At 74.3% G+C, this 16102-nt stretch carries 20 protein-coding genes and 1 riboswitch; of the genes, 12 read left to right on the forward strand and 8 right to left on the reverse strand.

What is annotated here, in order from left to right:
- Positions 1 to 14 precede the first annotated feature (14 nt).
- From moaC to ACQEVB_RS05170, 3 genes are read left to right on the forward strand one after another with little or no spacing between them, the layout of a single operon-like run.
- Complete coding sequence (gene moaC, locus ACQEVB_RS05160) at positions 15 to 494, forward strand: cyclic pyranopterin monophosphate synthase MoaC (protein ID WP_432965753.1); 480 nt, start codon at positions 15 to 17, stop codon at positions 492 to 494.
- A complete protein-coding gene (locus ACQEVB_RS05165) occupies positions 491 to 964 on the forward strand; it encodes a MogA/MoaB family molybdenum cofactor biosynthesis protein (protein ID WP_432965756.1) in 474 nt (157 codons plus the stop codon). The genes moaC and ACQEVB_RS05165 overlap by 4 nt, the downstream gene beginning before the upstream one ends.
- Entirely contained in the window at positions 961 to 1389 is a 429-nt protein-coding gene (locus ACQEVB_RS05170) for a molybdenum cofactor biosynthesis protein MoaE (protein ID WP_432965759.1), read from the forward strand. Before ACQEVB_RS05165 ends, ACQEVB_RS05170 begins: the two co-directional genes overlap by 4 nt.
- A gap of 54 nt (positions 1390 to 1443) precedes the next feature.
- Here ACQEVB_RS05170 and ACQEVB_RS05175 read toward each other — a convergent pair whose 3' ends face one another.
- Positions 1444 to 2067, reverse strand: coding sequence for a transglycosylase family protein (locus ACQEVB_RS05175; protein ID WP_432965762.1), 624 nt, complete (start codon positions 2065 to 2067; stop codon positions 1444 to 1446).
- 479 nt (positions 2068 to 2546) lie between these two features.
- Here ACQEVB_RS05175 and ACQEVB_RS05180 point away from each other — a divergent pair, with 479 nt between their 5' ends.
- The 4 genes from ACQEVB_RS05180 (at position 2547) to ACQEVB_RS05195 (ending at position 6478) form a co-directional block, all read left to right on the forward strand.
- Positions 2547 to 3437, forward strand: a complete 891-nt coding sequence (locus tag ACQEVB_RS05180; protein ID WP_432965765.1) for an AAA family ATPase — start codon at positions 2547 to 2549, stop codon at positions 3435 to 3437.
- Between the two features lie 3 nt (positions 3438 to 3440).
- Positions 3441 to 4571 carry a vWA domain-containing protein gene (locus ACQEVB_RS05185; RefSeq protein WP_432965768.1) on the forward strand — a complete coding sequence of 377 codons (1131 nt, stop codon included), beginning with the start codon at positions 3441 to 3443 and terminating at the stop codon, positions 4569 to 4571.
- Positions 4564 to 5679 carry an XdhC family protein gene (locus tag ACQEVB_RS05190; protein ID WP_432965771.1) on the forward strand — a complete coding sequence of 372 codons (1116 nt, stop codon included), beginning with the start codon at positions 4564 to 4566 and terminating at the stop codon, positions 5677 to 5679. The genes ACQEVB_RS05185 and ACQEVB_RS05190 overlap by 8 nt, the downstream gene beginning before the upstream one ends.
- A gap of 196 nt (positions 5680 to 5875) precedes the next feature.
- The gene (locus ACQEVB_RS05195) at positions 5876 to 6478 is read left to right on the forward strand and encodes a hypothetical protein (RefSeq protein ID WP_432965774.1); all 603 of its coding nucleotides are present in this window, start codon (positions 5876 to 5878) and stop codon (positions 6476 to 6478) included.
- 18 nt (positions 6479 to 6496) lie between these two features.
- On the opposite strand, the gene ACQEVB_RS05200 is transcribed toward ACQEVB_RS05195, so the two are convergent.
- Positions 6497 to 6715 (reverse strand): hypothetical protein, encoded by a 219-nt coding sequence (locus ACQEVB_RS05200; protein ID WP_432965777.1) that lies wholly within the window; start codon positions 6713 to 6715, stop codon positions 6497 to 6499.
- A gap of 91 nt (positions 6716 to 6806) precedes the next feature.
- Between ACQEVB_RS05200 and ACQEVB_RS05205 the strand changes: the two genes are divergently transcribed.
- Positions 6807 to 7331: a gamma carbonic anhydrase family protein gene (locus tag ACQEVB_RS05205; protein ID WP_432965780.1), complete on the forward strand. Its 525-nt coding sequence runs from the start codon at positions 6807 to 6809 to the stop codon at positions 7329 to 7331.
- 64 nt (positions 7332 to 7395) lie between these two features.
- Positions 7396 to 7998, forward strand: coding sequence for a dihydrofolate reductase family protein (locus tag ACQEVB_RS05210; protein ID WP_432965783.1), 603 nt, complete (start codon positions 7396 to 7398; stop codon positions 7996 to 7998).
- 5 nt (positions 7999 to 8003) lie between these two features.
- Here ACQEVB_RS05210 and ACQEVB_RS05215 read toward each other — a convergent pair whose 3' ends face one another.
- The 3 genes from ACQEVB_RS05215 to thiO all read right to left on the reverse strand — a co-directional run bounded on the left by ACQEVB_RS05215 (position 8004) and on the right by thiO (position 10064).
- Entirely contained in the window at positions 8004 to 8762 is a 759-nt protein-coding gene (locus tag ACQEVB_RS05215; protein ID WP_432965786.1) for a thiazole synthase, read from the reverse strand.
- The gene (gene thiS / locus ACQEVB_RS05220) at positions 8755 to 8955 is read right to left on the reverse strand and encodes a sulfur carrier protein ThiS (RefSeq protein ID WP_432965789.1); all 201 of its coding nucleotides are present in this window, start codon (positions 8953 to 8955) and stop codon (positions 8755 to 8757) included. The genes ACQEVB_RS05215 and thiS overlap by 8 nt, the downstream gene beginning before the upstream one ends.
- Positions 8946 to 10064, reverse strand: coding sequence for a glycine oxidase ThiO (gene thiO / locus ACQEVB_RS05225; protein ID WP_432965792.1), 1119 nt, complete (start codon positions 10062 to 10064; stop codon positions 8946 to 8948). Before thiO ends, thiS begins: the two co-directional genes overlap by 10 nt.
- Positions 10058 to 10166, reverse strand: a riboswitch (TPP riboswitch). (Overlaps the previous gene by 7 nt.)
- Before the next feature lie 24 nt (positions 10167 to 10190).
- Here thiO and thiE point away from each other — a divergent pair.
- Positions 10191 to 10859, forward strand: a complete 669-nt coding sequence (thiE, locus tag ACQEVB_RS05230) for a thiamine phosphate synthase (RefSeq protein ID WP_432965795.1) — start codon at positions 10191 to 10193, stop codon at positions 10857 to 10859.
- Between the two features lie 198 nt (positions 10860 to 11057).
- On the opposite strand, the gene ACQEVB_RS05235 is transcribed toward thiE, so the two are convergent.
- The 3 genes from ACQEVB_RS05235 to ACQEVB_RS05245 all read right to left on the reverse strand — a co-directional run bounded on the left by ACQEVB_RS05235 (position 11058) and on the right by ACQEVB_RS05245 (position 14303).
- Positions 11058 to 12503, reverse strand: coding sequence for a glycosyltransferase family 39 protein (locus tag ACQEVB_RS05235; protein WP_432965798.1), 1446 nt, complete (start codon positions 12501 to 12503; stop codon positions 11058 to 11060).
- 76 nt (positions 12504 to 12579) lie between these two features.
- On the reverse strand, positions 12580 to 13215 hold the full coding sequence (locus ACQEVB_RS05240; RefSeq protein WP_432965801.1) for a response regulator: 636 nt from the start codon (positions 13213 to 13215) through the stop codon (positions 12580 to 12582).
- Positions 13212 to 14303, reverse strand: a complete 1092-nt coding sequence (locus ACQEVB_RS05245; RefSeq protein ID WP_432980155.1) for a sensor histidine kinase — start codon at positions 14301 to 14303, stop codon at positions 13212 to 13214. The genes ACQEVB_RS05240 and ACQEVB_RS05245 overlap by 4 nt, the downstream gene beginning before the upstream one ends.
- An 82-nt stretch (positions 14304 to 14385) precedes the next feature.
- Between ACQEVB_RS05245 and ACQEVB_RS05250 the strand changes: the two genes are divergently transcribed.
- Together ACQEVB_RS05250 and ACQEVB_RS05255 are read left to right on the forward strand one after the other, a co-directional pair.
- Positions 14386 to 15069, forward strand: a complete 684-nt coding sequence (locus ACQEVB_RS05250; RefSeq protein WP_432965804.1) for a response regulator transcription factor — start codon at positions 14386 to 14388, stop codon at positions 15067 to 15069.
- Positions 15070 to 15086: 17 nt separating this feature from the next.
- Positions 15087 to 16055: a sensor histidine kinase gene (locus tag ACQEVB_RS05255; protein WP_432980158.1), complete on the forward strand. Its 969-nt coding sequence runs from the start codon at positions 15087 to 15089 to the stop codon at positions 16053 to 16055.
- The last annotated feature ends 47 nt before the right edge of the window (positions 16056 to 16102 follow it).

The following is a 16102-nucleotide window of genomic DNA, read 5'->3' on the forward strand; positions in this document are numbered from 1 at the left end:
CTAGTCTCGGCGCCGTGGAACTGACCCACGTCGACGCCGCCGGCGCCGCGCGGATGGTCGACGTGTCCGGCAAGGACGCGACCGTCCGCACGGCGACGGCGACCGCCACGCTGCGCACGACGGCCGAGGTGATCGGGCTGCTGCGCCGCGACGGACTGCCGAAGGGAGACGCGCTGGCCACCGCCCGCATCGCCGGGATCATGGGGGCCAAGCGCACCCCCGATCTCGTGCCGCTCTGCCACCCGATCGCGATCAACGGCGTGACGGTCGACCTGGAGCCGGGTGCGGCGGAGGTGCGGATCAGCGCCACCGTCCGCACGACCGGGCCCACCGGGGTGGAGATGGAGGCGCTCACCGCGGTGGCGGTCGCCGGCCTGACGCTGCACGACATGGTGAAGGCCGTCGACCCGGCCGCTGTCCTCGACGGCTTGCGCGTGGAGCGCAAGGAGGGCGGCAAGACCGGGGTGTGGACGCGGCCGGAGGATCGGTCGTGAGGTCCGCCCGCGTCGTCACCGCCTCGAACCGGGCTGCGGTCGGCGTCTACGCCGACCGCAGCGGCCCGGTCATCGTCGCGTGGCTGCGCGAGCGCGGCTTCGAGTGCCCGGACCCGGCCGTCGTGCCGGACGGCGAACCGGTCGGGAGCGCGATCCGGGCCGCGGTGGCCGACGCCGTCGACGTCGTCATCACGACGGGCGGCACCGGCATCTCCCCCACCGACGCGACGCCGGAGGTGACCCGGGCGCTGCTGGACTACGAGGTGCCGGGGCTGGCCGACGCGATCCGCGCAGCCGGCGCGCCGATGGTGCCGACGGCGGTGCTGTCGCGCGGCGTCACGGGGGTGGCGGGGCGGACGCTGGTGGTGAACCTGCCCGGCTCCACCGGCGGCGTGCGGGACGGGCTGACCGTGCTGGACGGGGTGCTCGACCACGCCGTTGACCAGCTCCGCGGAGGAGATCACGCATGACAGCCGAGGTACTGCGGGCCGCCATCGGGGAGGACCCGCTCGACGTCGAGGAGCACGCCCGGCTGGTGGAACGCGCAGCTGCCGGCGCCGTGGTGACGTTCGCCGGCGTGGTGCGCGACCACGACGGCGGCAAGTCGGTCGCCGGGCTGAACTACAGCGCGCACCCGAGCGCGGCCGCCGTCGTCGCCGAGATCGCCGCCGAGGTGGCCGCGGCAGCGACGGGCGTGCGGGCGATCGCCGTCAGCCACCGGGTGGGCGAACTGAAGATCGGCGACGTCGCGCTCGCCTGCGCCGTCGCCGCCGACCACCGCGCCGAGGCGTTCGGCACGTGCGCGCACCTCGTCGAGGAGGTCAAGAAGCGGCTGCCGGTGTGGAAGCACCAGGCGTTCGCCGACGGCTCCGACGAGTGGGTCAACTCGGCCTGACGGCGCGCGACGGCCGCCCGCACGAAAGCGCGAGCGGCCGTCGGGGCCAGGTGGTCAGCGCAGGTCGAGCTGCTGCCCGACCTTGAGCAGGTTCGGGTTGCTGATCACGTCGGCGTTGCGGTCGAAGATGGCCTTCCAGCCGCCGGGGACGTTCTGCGCGGTCGCGATCTTGCTGAGGGTGTCGCCCGCGGCCACCGTGTAGTCGGCGCCGTTCTTCGCGACCGGCACGGCGGGGGCAGCGGGAGCCGCGGCGGCCGGCGCGGCCGGCTTCGGGGCAGCCGGCTTCGGGGCGGCCTTGGCCAGCACGCGCTTGTTCGGCTCCGCCTTGCCGCTGGCGCCGATCTTCTTCGAGCAGGACGGCCACGCGCCCCAGCCCTGTCCGGCCAGCACGCGCTCGGCGACGGCGATCTGCTCCTCACGGCTCGCGGTGTGTGCGGAACCGGAGCCGCCGTAGGCCCGCCACGTGCTCGGGGTGAACTGCAGGCCACCCGAGAAACCGTTGCCGGTGTTGATGTTCCACTTACCACCGCTCTCGCACTGGGCCAGGCGGTCCCACGTGCTGTCGTCGGCGGCGTTGGCGGTACCTGCGAGAGCAACCGGAGTTCCGACCACCACGGCACCCGCGACAGCGATCTGCAGGAGCTTGCGGCCGGCGTTGTACCCAGGTCGACGCGTCATCGGTGTATCTCCACTCACGCCTGTCGAGGAGGACGCTGCACGCGGGCGGGGGGTCGTGGCCCGCGAGTGGTCCCGGTCGTCGCCGTCGTGGCCAGTGGTGCGGCCGCCGGCTGTCTACGCCTCGGTCCTGTCCCGTCATCTGGTTCGACGGACCGGAGCCGCGGGACAGGACCACGGCGCGACGGCTCCGGATGCATTTCCGACCGCTCGGGGGAACGGCCGGACGAGAACGCTACGAGCCGATACCCGCATTTCGTCAAACATGGCTCCGGTGAGCGCAGTCACTATTCGGATGAACTCACACGCATGTTGTTCGATTTTCCCCAGGTCATAGACAGGTGATCACGAGAAGATAACGTTTTGATAACTACAACCAAACCGGAAGTATTGCTGGTTGGATGCTTGTCACCGACCGTGGATCGTGACGGGGCCCACGTGCCCGGGTAGCCGCTGCCCCACCCGTCCGTCATGCTGGTCAGGTGCCCGATCCGACCTCGTCCCCCGCCGCGCTGGCGACTGCGCTGCGTGACACCGGTTACCTCGCCGACGACGGTCTCGCAACCGCTGCGTTCCTCGCCATGCGGATGCACCGTCCGCTCTTCTGCGAGGGCGAGCCGGGCACCGGCAAGACCGCGCTGGCGCAGGCGCTGGCCCAGGTGCTGGGGGCCGAGCTGATCCGGCTGCAGTGCCACGACGGCATCGACGCGTCGCAGGCCCTCTACGACTGGGACTTCCCGCGGCAGCTGCTGCACCTGCGGTCGCTGGAGGCGTCCGCCGCCGCATCCGGGGAGAAGCTGGACGCCGACGCCGTCGAGCACTCGCTCTACGACCAGCGGTTCCTGCTCGCCCGGCCGATCCTGCGGGCGCTGCGCACCGCACCGAGCGTGCTGCTCGTGGACGAGATCGACCGCGCCGACGACGAGTTCGAGGCCTTCCTGCTCGAGGTGCTCACCGAGCACGCCGTCACGATCCCGGAGATCGGCGAGGTCAAGGCGGAGGCGCCGCCCGTCGTCGTCCTCACCTCCAACCGCACGCGCGAGGTGCACGACGCGCTGAAGCGGCGCTGCCTCTACCTGTGGCTCGACCACCCCGACCTGGCCCGCGAGATCGAGATCCTGCACTCGCGCATCCCCGGCATCCCCGAGCGCCTGGCCAGCGACGTGGCCAACGCCGTACGGAAGATGCGCCAGACCGAGCTGCTCAAACCGCCCGGCGTCGCGGAGTCGCTGGACTGGGCGCGTGCGCTGCAGCTGGTCGGCGCGCGGCACCTCGACGTCGAGAGCGCCGCGGCCACGCTCGGCGCCGTCCTCAAGTACCGCGAGGACGCCGACCGGATCCGCGCCCAGCTCGACACGCTGATGGCGTCCTGACCGGTGTCGGCCCCGGTCGCAGAGGAGGACCCGATCCGTGCGCTGGTCGGGTTCACCGTCGTGCTCCGGCACGCCGGGGTGGCCGTCACGACCGACCGGGTCAGCGCGTTCCTCGAGGCCGTCGACCAGCTCGACGTCACCAGCCGCACCCAGACCTACTGGGCAGGTCGGCTCACGCTCTGCTCCGATCCCGACGACGTGCCGCGCTACGAGCGGGCGTTCGCCGACTGGTTCACGCCGCCGCGCGCCGGCAGCCGGACCGAGATCGTCGATCGGCGGCCGCCGCCTCCGGCCCGCCTGGCCGCTCTGACCTCGCCGAACGGCCAGGGCGATGTGGACTCGTCCGCTGAAGAGCCCCCGCTGCTGGCCCGCGCGTCCGGCAGCGAACTGCTGCGCCACCGCGACCTCGCCGAGCTCTCCGCCGCCGAGCGCGAGCACCTGCGTCGGCTGGTCGCCCTGCTGAAGCCCGAACCGCCGCAGCGCCCGTCGCGCCGGCTGCGCCCGGCCCGGCGCGGTGCCCCGGATCCGCACCGCACCCTGCGCGCCGCGCTGCGCGACGGCGGCGAGATCCGCGAGCTGCGCCGGCGCGCGAGCTCCACCCGTCCGCGGAAGGTCGTCCTGCTCGTCGACGTGTCGGGCTCGATGGAGCCCTACGCCGACGCCCTGCTGCGGTTCGCGCACGTCGTGGTGCGGCGCGCACCCGCGTCCACCGAGGTCTTCACGATCGGAACCCGGCTCACCCGGGTGACCCGCGAGCTGCGGATGCGCGATCCCGAGCGGGCGCTGGCCGCCACCGGGCGGGCCATCCCGGACTGGTCCGGCGGCACCCGGCTGGGGGAGGTGCTGCGCGCCTTCGTCGACCGGTGGGGACAGCGCGGCGCGGCCCGGCGCGCCGTCGTCGTCATGTTCTCCGACGGCTGGGAACGCGGCGACACCGAGCTGCTCGGCGCGCAGTGCGCTCGGCTGGCGCGGCTCGCGCACCAGGTCGTGTGGGTCAACCCGCACGCCGGCAAGGACGGGTACGCGCCGGTGCAAGGGGGAATCGTCGCTGCGCTGCCACACTTGAACGAACTGCTGGCCGGCCACAGCCTGGCCACCCTGGAGCGGTTGCTGGAGGTGATGCGGCATGCGTGACGTGCTGCCCAAGCTCTCGGAGTGGTGGGGGAAGGGCGAGCCGGTCGCGCTCGCGACCGTCGTCGGCACGTTCTCGTCGGCCCCGCGGCAGACCGGCGCGTCGATGCTGGTCGGGGCACACGGCGAGGCCGTCGGGTCGGTGTCGGGCGGCTGCGTCGAAGGCGCGGTCTACGAGCTCGGCCAGCAGGTCCTCGCCGACGGTCGACCGGTCTGGCAGCGCTACGGCGTCTCCGACGACGACGCGTTCGCCGTCGGGCTGACCTGCGGCGGCATCATCGACATCTTCGTCGAGAAGGTCACGCCGGAGACGTTCCCCGAGCTCGGCGCCGTCGCCGACGCCGTCCGCGACGAGGTGCCGATCGCCGTCGCCACCGTGACATCGGGTCCGGCCGAGCGGCTGGGCCGGCGGTTGATCGTCCAGGCTGACTCCCTCTCGGGCACCACCGGCTCCGCCCGCCTCGACGACGCCCTCCGCGACGACGTGCGCGGGCTGCTCGACGTCGGCCGCAACGCCACCCTCACCTACGGCGTCGACGGGCAGCGGCGCGGCGAGGGGCTGTCGGTGTTCGTCGAGGCGTTCGCGCCGCCGCCGCGCATGATCGTGTTCGGCGCCATCGACTTCGCCGCGGCCGTCGCGAAGATCGGCAACTTCCTCGGGTTCCGCGTCACCGTCTGCGACGCGCGCCCCGTCTTCGCCACGTCGTCGCGGTTCCCGGGGGCCAACGAGGTCGTCGTCGAGTGGCCGCACCGCTACCTCGCCGCGGAGGCCGAGGCCGGGCGCATCGACGGGCGGACGGCCCTGTGCGTGCTCACCCACGACCCGAAGTTCGACGTGCCGCTGCTGGAGGTGGCGCTGCGGCTGCCCGAGGTCGGCTACATCGGGGCCATGGGCTCCCGCCGCACGCACGACGACCGCATCGCGCGCCTGCGCGAGCGCGGCATCACCGACGCCGAGATCGCCCGCATGTCCAGCCCGATCGGCCTCGACCTCGGCGCCCGCACGCCGGAGGAGACGGCGGTCTCGATCGCGGCGGAGATGATCGCCAAGCACTGGGGCGGGGCGGGCGTCCGGTTGTCGGAACGGGAAGGCCCGATCCACGCGGGGTAGGTCGCGGCGGGGGCGCCCGGCCGAGGTGTTCCGGTGATCAAGGGCAAAATGTCGTAGTTCGATCTTCGGGAACGACCTTCTGCCCTTGATCGACGCACCTCGGCTGGCGCACCCGGGCAACGGTTTGCCCATGATCAGCGCAACATGCCGGTGCAGCTCTGGGCCCGCGGTGCGCCTGTCCGGTACATACCGCCCCATGCGCATCTACGCCGAGCGACCGTTCCGCATCCTCCGCCAGCTCGTCGCCGATGTGCTGGCGATCGGCTGGGTCGTGGTGGTCGTGCTCGCCGCGCTGGCCGTGCGCGAGGTGATCCTGCGGCTGCAGCGCCCGGCCGCCGCGCTCGCCGATGCCGGCACGTCGATCGCCGGAGTGTTCAGCGGCGCCGCGCAGCAGGCCGGCAAGGTGCCGTTCGTGGGCGGTGACCTGGCGTCGGCGCTGGGCCAGGGCACGGGTGCCGGCGAGCGCATCGCGGCGGCCGGACGCGAGCAGGTGGAGACGATCGCCAGCGTCGCGACGGGCACGGCGGCCGTCCTGATCCTCGTCGGCGTGCTGCCGGTGCTGCTGATCTGGCTGCCGCTGCGGATCCGCTACGCGCGGGCCGCGAGCGCCGCCGTCGCCGTCCGCGATCTCGACGACGACCTGCTGGCACTGCGGGCCATGACCCAGCTCCCCGTGCGGAAGCTGCTGCGCGTCTCGCCGGACCCCGCGGCGGCCTGGCGCGCGAGCGACGCCGAGGCCATCCGCGGCCTCGCCGCGCTGGAGCTCGCCCGGCTCGGGCTACGCCGGCCGCGCGGATAGCTCGGCCGCAACCCGGCGCTACCCGGCGTCCGGTCCCTCATCCTCGACCTCGACCCCGGCCGGCGGGTCGCGGCGCTGTGGCGGCTCGCGGCGGCCCGCAGGCCCGCCGTTGCCGAAGCCGTCCGGGCTGTGGCCGCTGCCCCCGGCGCGGATGAACGCGGCGATCAGCAGGCTGAAGACGAGTGAACCGACGAACACGGCCAGAACCCAGAACACGACCCACAACGCCGTGCTCACGGCTAGCCCCCACCCTCGCCCTGTCCGGTGGGGGAGCCTAACCCACGGGGCGTCCGGCGAGTGATCGACACGGGATGGCAGGTTGGCCGGCATGCCGCTCTACTCGTTCGAGGGTCGCGCACCGGACGTGCATCCCACGGCGTTCATCGCCCCGACCGCCACGCTCGTCGGTGACGTGCGGATCGAGGCGGACGCCTCGGTCTGGTACAACGCCGTGCTCCGCGCCGACTTCGGTCCGATCATCGTGCGGGCCGGCGCGAACGTGCAGGACGGCTGCGTGCTGCACGGCGGCGAGGATCCGATCACCGAGATCGGGCCGGGCGCCACCATCGGGCACCTGTGTGTCATCCACGGCTGCGTGATCGGGGCGGAGGCCGTGATCGGCAACGGCGTCACCGTGCAGGACGGGGCGCAGATCGGCGCCCGCTGCCTGGTCGGCGCCGGCGCGACGGTCCCGCCGAACACCGTCGTGCCGGACGGGCAGCTCGTGCTCGGCGGCGTCGGGCGCGAGAAGGGGCCGCTCACGCCGACCGCGCAGCTGTGGGTGGACACCAACCCGGCGCTCTACCAGGAGCTGGCGCGCCGGCACCGGAACGGCGTCGAACCCGCGGGGTAGCCGTGTTGAGAACCGCGGCACCGCTCCGACCGGAGGGCAGAACCACCCACCGAAGGAGCCCCCGATGAGCCTCGTGACCTGCGACCTCTCCATCTCGCTCGACGGCTTCGCCGCCGGCACGGACCAGCGCCTCGACGCCCCGTTCGGCGACGGCGTCGGCGACGACGGCCACGACCTGCACCGCTGGATGTTCGACACGCCCGAGGAGCACGCCGCCGAGCTGGGCGCCATCACGGAGGCCGGCGCGTTCATCATGGGCCGCAACATGTTCAGCCCCGGGCGCGGCGCCTGGGACCTCGACTGGACCGGCTGGTGGGGCCCCAACCCGCCCTACCACGCGCCGGTGTTCGTGCTCACCCACCACGAGCGGGCACCCGTCGAGATGGAGGGCGGCACGACGTTCCACTTCGTCACCGACGGCCCGGAGGCCGCTCTGGCACGAGCCCGCGCGGCGGCCGGGGAGAAGAACGTGGCGATCGCCGGCGGCGCGGCCACCGTGAACCAGTACCTGGCTGCGGGGGCGATCGACGAGCTGCGCCTGCACGTCGCGCCCGTCATCGTCGGGCGGGGCGAGCGGCTGTTCGCCGGCCTGGGCCACACGCCGCTGCGGCTGATCTCGGCCAGGTGCACTCCGATGGTGAACCACCTGACGTACGGGAGGGCGTGAGGACGTTACTCCTCCCGCTCCGGGGACGAGGCCTGCGCCCAGTACCGCTTCGGGATGCGTCCGGCGTGCCGCGCCGCGTACCCCGCCTCCACGGCGAGGCGCATCGCGTGCGCCATCCGCTCCGGGTCGGCGGCGCGGGTGACGGCGGTGGCCAGCAGCACGGCCGAGCAGCCCAGCTCCATGGCCTGCGCCGCTTCCGACGCCGTGCCGATGCCGGCGTCCAGGACGACCGGCACGCCGGCGGCCTCGACGATCATCTCGATGTTGTGCGGGTTGCGGATGCCGAGGCCGGTGCCGATGGGTGCGCCGAGCGGCATCACCGCGGCGCAGCCGGCGTGCTCCAGCTTGCGGGCCAGCACGGGGTCGTCGTTCGTGTAGGGCAGCACCGTGAAGCCGTCGTCGACGAGCTGCTCGGCGGCGTCGAGCAGCTCGATGGGGTCGGGCAGGAGGGTGCGCTCGTCGGCCACCACCTCGAGCTTCACCAGTTCGGTGCCGAGCGCTTCGCGGGCCAGCCGGGCGGTCAGCACGGCCTCGGCCGCGGTGCGGCAACCTGCCGTGTTGGGCAGCACCGCGATCCCCAGCTTGCGCAGCAGATCCAGGACCCCCGTGCCGGTGGCGGCGTCGATGCGGCGCATCGCCACCGTCGTGAGCGTGGTGCCGGACGCCACCAGGGCCCGTTCCAGGATCTCCAGGTTCGCCGCCCCGCCGGTGCCCATCACCAGCCGGGAACCGATCTTGTGGTCCCCGATGACCAGGTCATCCACCTTGCACCGCCGTGAGCACCTCGACCGCAGCGTCCTCGCTGAGCTTCATCAGCACCCAGTCCGCCCGCGGCACCACCTCCCCGTCGACCGCGACGGCCACGCCGGAGCGGGGCGCGCCGATCGCCGTCACGGCGTCGTCGACGGTCGCGCCGGGCGCCAGCTCGCGGCGCTCGCCGTTGATCGTCACGTGCATTCGGACCTCCTCAATCTGCGGGGATCGGTGGGGGCCGGGGCGGAGCCGCCGGCCAGCAGGTCGAGCACCGCGTCCGCGGTCACGGGGGCGAGCAGCATGCCGTTGCGGTGATGGCCCGTGGCCACCAGCAGGCCGTCGGGACCGACGGGCCCGATGAGCGGCAGGTTGTCGGGACTGCCCGGCCGCAGCCCGGCGGCCGTCTCCAGCAGCGCGTACTCGGCGACGCCCGGCAGCACCCGTTCGGCGTCGCGGAGCAGGTCACGCACCCCGCCGACGGTCACCTCGGTGTCGAAGCCCGTCTCGTACTGGGTGGCGCCGAGCACCAGTCCGCCGTCGCGGGGCACCGCGTAGACCGGACGGCCGTCGACCAGGGCGCGCACCGTGCGCGTCGGCGGCGGTAGCGCGCCGGCGCGGTGGCCGAGCCGCAGGACCTCGCCCTTCACGGGGCGGACGAGCCCGGCGAGCGCCGGGTGCAGCCCGGCCGAGTGCGCGCCGGCGCAGACCAGCACCCGTTCGGCACCCAGCTCGCCTTCGTCGGTCCGCAGACCCGTGACCTGCGAGCCGTCGTCCAGCACCGCCCGGACGGTGGCGCCGACGAACCGCGCGCCCGCCCGGGCGGCCGCGTGCTGGAGTGCGTCCAGCAGCTGCCGGTTGTCGACGGCGAGATCGCCCGGCACCGAGAGACCACCGCGGACGTCCGGCCCGAGGCCGGGTTCGAGGCGGCGCAGCTCGCGGCCCGAGAGCCGATCGACGGCCCGCCCCAGGCGGGCGAGGTGATCGGCCAGGCCGTCCAGCTCGGCGCGGTCCCCCGAACCCGTCGCGACGACCACCGTGCCCTCGGTGCGCAACCCCGCCGGACGGCCCGCCGCCGCGCCGAGCTCTTCCGCGAAGGCCGGCCAGGCCGCGACGGCGGCCAGACCCAGTTCCAGCAGCGTCTCCTCGCCGGGCCACGCCTCCGTGACCGGGGCGAGCATGCCGCCGGCCACCCACGACGCACCTGAACCGGGCGCCGGATCCAGCACGACGACGTCGTGCCCGGCGCTCGCGGCGCGCCACGCGCACGTCAGGCCGATCACGCCGGCCCCGACGACGATCAACTCGATGCTCATCCCCATCCGCTCCCTGCGCCGGCATGACCCGGATCAGGTTCGACGGTCGGGACCGATCGAGTCCCCTCTCAGCCCACGCGGCGGGCTCCCGTGCGTCACCTGCCGTCGAGCGTACGCTCCCCCGTCGTGCCCGGATTCGACGCCGCTGCCCGCCGCGAGCGCCTCGCCGCCGCCCGCCTCTACCTCTGCACCGACGCCCGCCGCGACCGCGGCGATCTCGCCGAGTTCGCCGACGCCGCCCTCGCCGGCGGCGTCGACATCGTGCAGCTGCGCGACAAGGGCGCCGACGGCCCGCTGGAGGCGCGCCACGAGCTGGCCGCGCTGGAGGTGCTCGCCGAGGCGTGCGCCCGGCACGGCGCGCTGCTCGCCGTCAACGACCGGGCCGACGTGGCGCTCGCCGCCCGCGCCGACGTGCTGCACCTCGGGCAGGACGACCTCCCCGTCGGGACAGCTCGGCGGATCGTCGGTGACGACGTCGTCGTCGGGCGCTCGGCGCACTCCGCGGACGAGACGGCCGCTGCCGCCGTCGAGGTGGGGGTGGACTACTTCTGCGTCGGCCCGTGCTGGCCGACTCCGACCAAGCCTGGCCGCCCCGCGCCCGGGCTCGACCTGGTGCGCACCGTGGCCGGACGCGCCCCCGCCCGCCCCTGGTTCGCCATCGGCGGCATCGACGAGCAGCGGCTGCCCGAGGTGCTGGCCGCCGGCGCCGACCGGATCGTCGTCGTCCGCGCGATCACGGAGGCCGAGGACCCGAAGGCCGCGGCGCAGTCCCTCCGCGCCGCCCTCCCGAGCTGACACCGAGCCCTCCGCGAGTCGTGGTTTCGGTGTCCGCGAGTCGCGGTTTCGGTGTCCGCGAGTCGCGGTTTCGGTGCCCGCGAGTCGCGGGAACGAGGCCGCCGAGTTGCGGATCTTGGTACCCCCGCGCCGTCACGAGAACCGCATCTCGGCGTCACGAGAACCACGACTCGCCGACGCCAGAACCACGACTCGCGGTCAGTTGGTGGCGTGGACCAGGGTGGGCCAGAGGGCCGTCCAGGAGGCGCGCGGGCCGCTGCACACCTGGACGGTGTTGCCGGCCTCCTCGTCCGCGATGCCGTACGGGTTGCTGAGGACGGCGACCGGCGTGCACTGCGCGAAGGTCCTGGCGAGCACCGGTTCCGGCAGCCCGACGGTGACGATCTCGGTGGTGTCGGCGGGCGGCGGCCCCCACGTGCCGTACGCGTTGTGGCCGCTGTAGGCGCGGACGCCGGCGAGTTCCATGGCCGCCGCCTCCCCGTAGTTGGCCGTGAGGACGGGCGCGCCGGGGCGGGCGGCCGCGATCTGCGCGACGTAGGACGGCCAGCCGGGCGGGTCGGACAGGATCGGGTTGATCTCGACGAAGGGCAGGTGTCGCTGGACGTCGAGGGGAAGGACGGGCAGCGCGCTGGGCACGACGACGGCGGCCGCGGCCGCGAGGGCTGCGACGGCCGCGACCGGGCGGTCGTGCCGGCGCTCGACCACGATCCCACCGGCGGCGAACAGCGGCAGGTAGGCAGGCAGCAGGTAGTAGGAGCGGCCGCCGGTCAGTGCGAGCACCACCAGCAGGACGAGCCAGATCACGGCCAGCGGCCGGTAGGTGCGGGAGCGCCACAGCCACCACAGTCCCGCGATCCAGAGGGGTGCCAGCAGCGGGTTCATGGTCAGCACCTGCATGGGCAGGAACATCGGCGCTGCCGCGAGGCCGCCCGTCTCGTCGCTGACGGAGGCGGCGATGTCGAGCATCGGCCAGCCGTGCACCGTCTGCCAGCCGAGGTACGGGCTCGCGACGGCGACGGCGAGCACGCCGGCCACCCACGGCAGCGGTGAGCGCAGCCACGGCCGCAGCCGCGGCGTCACCAGCACCGCGACGACGAGGGCGATCGCGAGCAGCACGAGCGTGTTCTTGGCGAGCAGCCCGACGCCGGCGATCGCGCCGAACGCCAGCCACCACCGCCGGTCGGCCCCGCCCAGCAGCTTGACGAGCACGAGCAGGCAACCGGCCCACGCGACCTGGTCGAACGCGGACGGCCCGAACAGGTGGAAGAGCGACAGCGCGATCGTCGTGGTGGAGGTCGTGATCGCGGCGACGAGCTGCGCGGTCCGGCGTCCGCCCAGTTCGCGCGCGACCAGCGACGCGAGCACCGCGACGGCCGCCCCGGCCAACGCCGGCCACAGCCGCAGACCCACGAGGGACGCGCCGAACAGCTGCTGCGACAGCCAGGCCAGCGCCGGCGTCAGCGGGGGTTCGCTGACGAAGCCCCAGTCGAGGCGCCACGACTCGACGAAGAAGTACATCTCGTCGCGGTGCCACCCGTACCCGGCGGCGGCGACGAGGTGCAGCAGCACCGTGGCCGCGGCGACCAGCAGGACCGGGCGGGCGTGCCAGGTGCGGACGGTGGCGACGGGGGCGGCGGTGAGCATGCCCGAATGGTCGATGCCGCGGAACGCGCGCACATCGCCCTACGGGCGGAGCCGGCGTTCAGCCCACGGGAGGGGCTCAGACGAGGCCGTGGTCGTACGCCATCACGATGGCGGCGGCGCGGTCGCGGGCGTCGAGCTTGGTGAAGATGCTGCGGACGTGCGACTTCACGGTCGCCTCGGAGAGCACGAGCGCCGCGGCGATCTCGCTGTTCGTGGCGCCGCGGGCCATGCGGACGAGCACGTCGCGCTCCCGTTCGGACAGCTCGGCGATCCGGCCGGCCGCCTGCTGCGCCGGGGCCCGGCGCCGGTAGGCGGCCAGCACCCGCGGCGCGACGGCCGGGTCGAACCAGGCCCCGCCGGCTGCGACGGCCCGCGTGGCGGCGATGAGGTCGGTCGCGCTGGCGTCCTTGAGGACGAAGCCGGCGACGCCGGCGTCGAGCGCCGCCCACAGCACGTCGTCCTCGTCGAACGTGGTGAGGACGAGCACGGGCGGAGGGGCCGGCCGCGCCTGCAGCGCGCGGGTGGCGTCGATGCCGTTGACCTGCGGCATCCGCACGTCCATGAGCACGACGTCGGCGTCGAACGCGGCAGCCACGACCTCGGCGCCGTCGCCGAACTCGGCCACGACCTCGAACCCGTCGGCCGGTCCGAGGATCCGCGCGATGCCGGTGCGGACGAGCCGCTGGTCGTCGACGAGCACGACCCGGATCACCGAGCACCCCCGCACGGCAGCTCGGCCAGCACCCGCCAGCCGCCGGACACCGGCCCGGCGGAGACGGTGCCCCCGACGTTCTCCGCCCGCTCCCGCATCCCGAGGAGACCGTAGCGGGGGCGCTCGTCGCGGGCGGGCTCGACGGCACCGGTGCTGGTCACGTCGACGACGAGGGTGTCGGCGGTGACGGCGAGGTGCACGTGGGTGGCGGCCTGGGGAGCGTGTCGGCGTGCGTTGGCGAGCGCCTCGGCCACGATCCGGTAGGCGGCCAACCCGACGGCGGGTTCGGGCGTGTCCAGGTCGCCGTCGACGGCGATGCCCACGCCGGCGTCGGCGGCGAGGCGGACGACGTCGGCGAGACCGGGCACCGGCGCGTCGGTGCCGGAGTCGTCGGCCGCGCGCAGGAGGGCCATCACCGAGCGCAGCTCGGCCATGCTGCGCCGGCCCGCGCTCTCGGCCTCGGCGAGGGCCTCGTCGGCGGCGTCCGGATCGCGGCGCAGCACGTGGCGGGCGCCGGTGAGGTGCAGCAGCACGGCGGCGAGCCCGTGCCCGACGAGGTCGTGGACGTCGCGCGCGATGCGTCGCCGCTCCTCGGCGACGGCGACGGCGGCGAGCTCGCGCTGGGCGGCCTGCAGGCGCTCGGTGAGCTCGGCCTGGCGGTGCACCAGCCGGCCGGTGACCAGCGCGAACCCGATGCCGAGCACCCAGCTGAACACGCCGAAGGACTCCCGGGGCGGCAGCAGCACGAACGCGACGGCGGGCGCGATCGCGCACACCGCTCCGGTGAGCACGACCCGGACCTGCGAGGTCTCGAACCACGCCGCGACCAGCCCGGTCAGCGCGCACAGGAACAGCACCTGCTCGAGCTGTCCCGCGCCGGCGGCGAGCACCGCGGGTGCGGCGACGGCGACGGCGAGCACCGGGCTGGGCAACCAGGGCGTCCACATGCCCGCGACGGCCGCGGCGACCGCCACCGCGAGCCAGGCCAGCTCGGCTGGCCGGCCGGGATCGACGAAGGCCGTCACCACCCCGACGAGCACCGCGGAGGCCCCGAGCCCCATCCGCAGCCCGACCGGCTCGACGCGCATCACGTCGTGCAGTGTGCCCCGCCGCCACTTCGGTGAGGACTTCGTAAGACCTCGCCGCTCCGCGGCTCACTAGGCTCGGTGCATGGCCCGCGTCCTGGTCGTCGACGACGACGCGACCGTCCGCGACGTCGTCGGGCGGTACCTCGTCGACGCCGGCCACACCGTCGACCTGGCCGCCGACGGGCCGTCCGGGATGCGCGCGGTGCGTGAGCGCCGTCCGGACGCGCTGGTGCTCGACCTGATGCTGCCCGGCACCGGCGGCCTCGACGTGTGCCGCGAGCTGCGCGCTTCCGGCGACGACGTGCCGATCGTCATCCTGTCGGCGCTCGGGGAGGAGTCCGACCGGGTGCTCGGGTTGGAGCTGGGCGCCGACGACTACGTGACCAAGCCGTTCAGCCCGCGGGAGCTCGTCCTGCGCGTCGGGCTGGTGCTGCGGCGCACCCAACCGGCACCCGACGCGGGCCTCCTTGTCGACGGCGGGTTGCGCGTGGATCCCGCGGCCCGGTCGGCCACGCTCGACGGCGTCCCGCTCGCGTTGACGACACGTGAGTTCGACCTGCTCGTGTACCTGATGCGGCATCCCGGCCACGCCTTCACCCGCGGCGAGCTGCTGAAACTGGTGTGGGGCTGGGACTTCGGCGACCAGTCGACGGTCACCGTGCACGTCCGGCGGCTGCGGGAGAAGATCGAGACGGATCCGACTCAGCCACGCCGGGTGGCCACGATCTGGGGCACCGGGTACCGCTACGACCCCGTCGGGGCGTGACCGTGGGCGACGTGCTGATGGGCGCACCGCTGGCGCTGCTGTTCGCGCTGCCGGCGGCGCTGGTCGGCGCGCTGGTGGTGTACCGGGCGCGGTCGGCGTCGATCACGACCGTGACGGCGGCGCTGGTGCTCGTGCCGCTGGTCGCCGCGCTGGTGGGCGTGGTCGGGGCGAGCGGGTTCATGTTCACCCCGCAGCTCGGCGCGACGCTGGTCGTGGTGGCCGCCGTCGCCGTCGTGTCGGTGCCGGCCGGACTGCTGCTGGGCCGACGGATCGCGCGGGAGATGCTGTGGCAGCGGGAGGCGGAGACCGCGCGCCGCGAGCTCGTCGCCGGGTTGAGCCACGACCTGCGCTCGCCGCTGTCAGCGGTGCGGGCGATGAGCGACGCGATCACCGACGGCGTCGTCCACGACCCGCAGGAGGTCAAGGACTACCTGCTGCGGATCAACGCCGAGACCGTGCGGCTGGGCGACATGGTGGACGAGCTGTTCCAGCTCTCCCGCGCCACCGCGCCCGGGCTGCAGCTGCGGGTCGACCGGCTGGCGCTGGGGGAGGTGGCCTCCGACGCCGTCGCGGCCGTGGCACCGGTGGCCGAGCAGGCCGGCGTCACGATCGCGGCGGAGTCGCCGCAGTCGTGGCCGACGGTGCTCGCCAGCGACGCCGAGTTGACGAGAGTGCTGCGGAACGTGCTGGTCAACGCCGTCACGTACTCGACGCGCGGGGCGACGGTCACGCTGTCGGCCAGGGTGGCCGGCGGGCTGGCCGTCCTCGCCGTGCAGGACGGGTGCGGGGGCATCCCCGAGGCGGAGCTGGAGCTGGTCTTCGTGCCGGGCTACCGCGGCGAGCGCGCCCGCACCCCGGGAGCGCGGGCCGGGGCCGGGTTGGGCCTGGCCATCGCCCGGGCGCTCACCGAGGCCCAGGGCGGCACGGTGACGCTGCGCAACGCGGGGGCCGGGTGCCGGGTGGAGATCAGCCTCCCCCTCGCCTGACGACCTCACACACCGCTGGGCCCGTTCACACACGTTCGAACGTGTGT

The organism is Pseudonocardia sp. CA-107938, from assembly GCF_050936315.1.
GTDB lineage: Bacteria > Actinomycetota > Actinomycetes > Mycobacteriales > Pseudonocardiaceae > Pseudonocardia.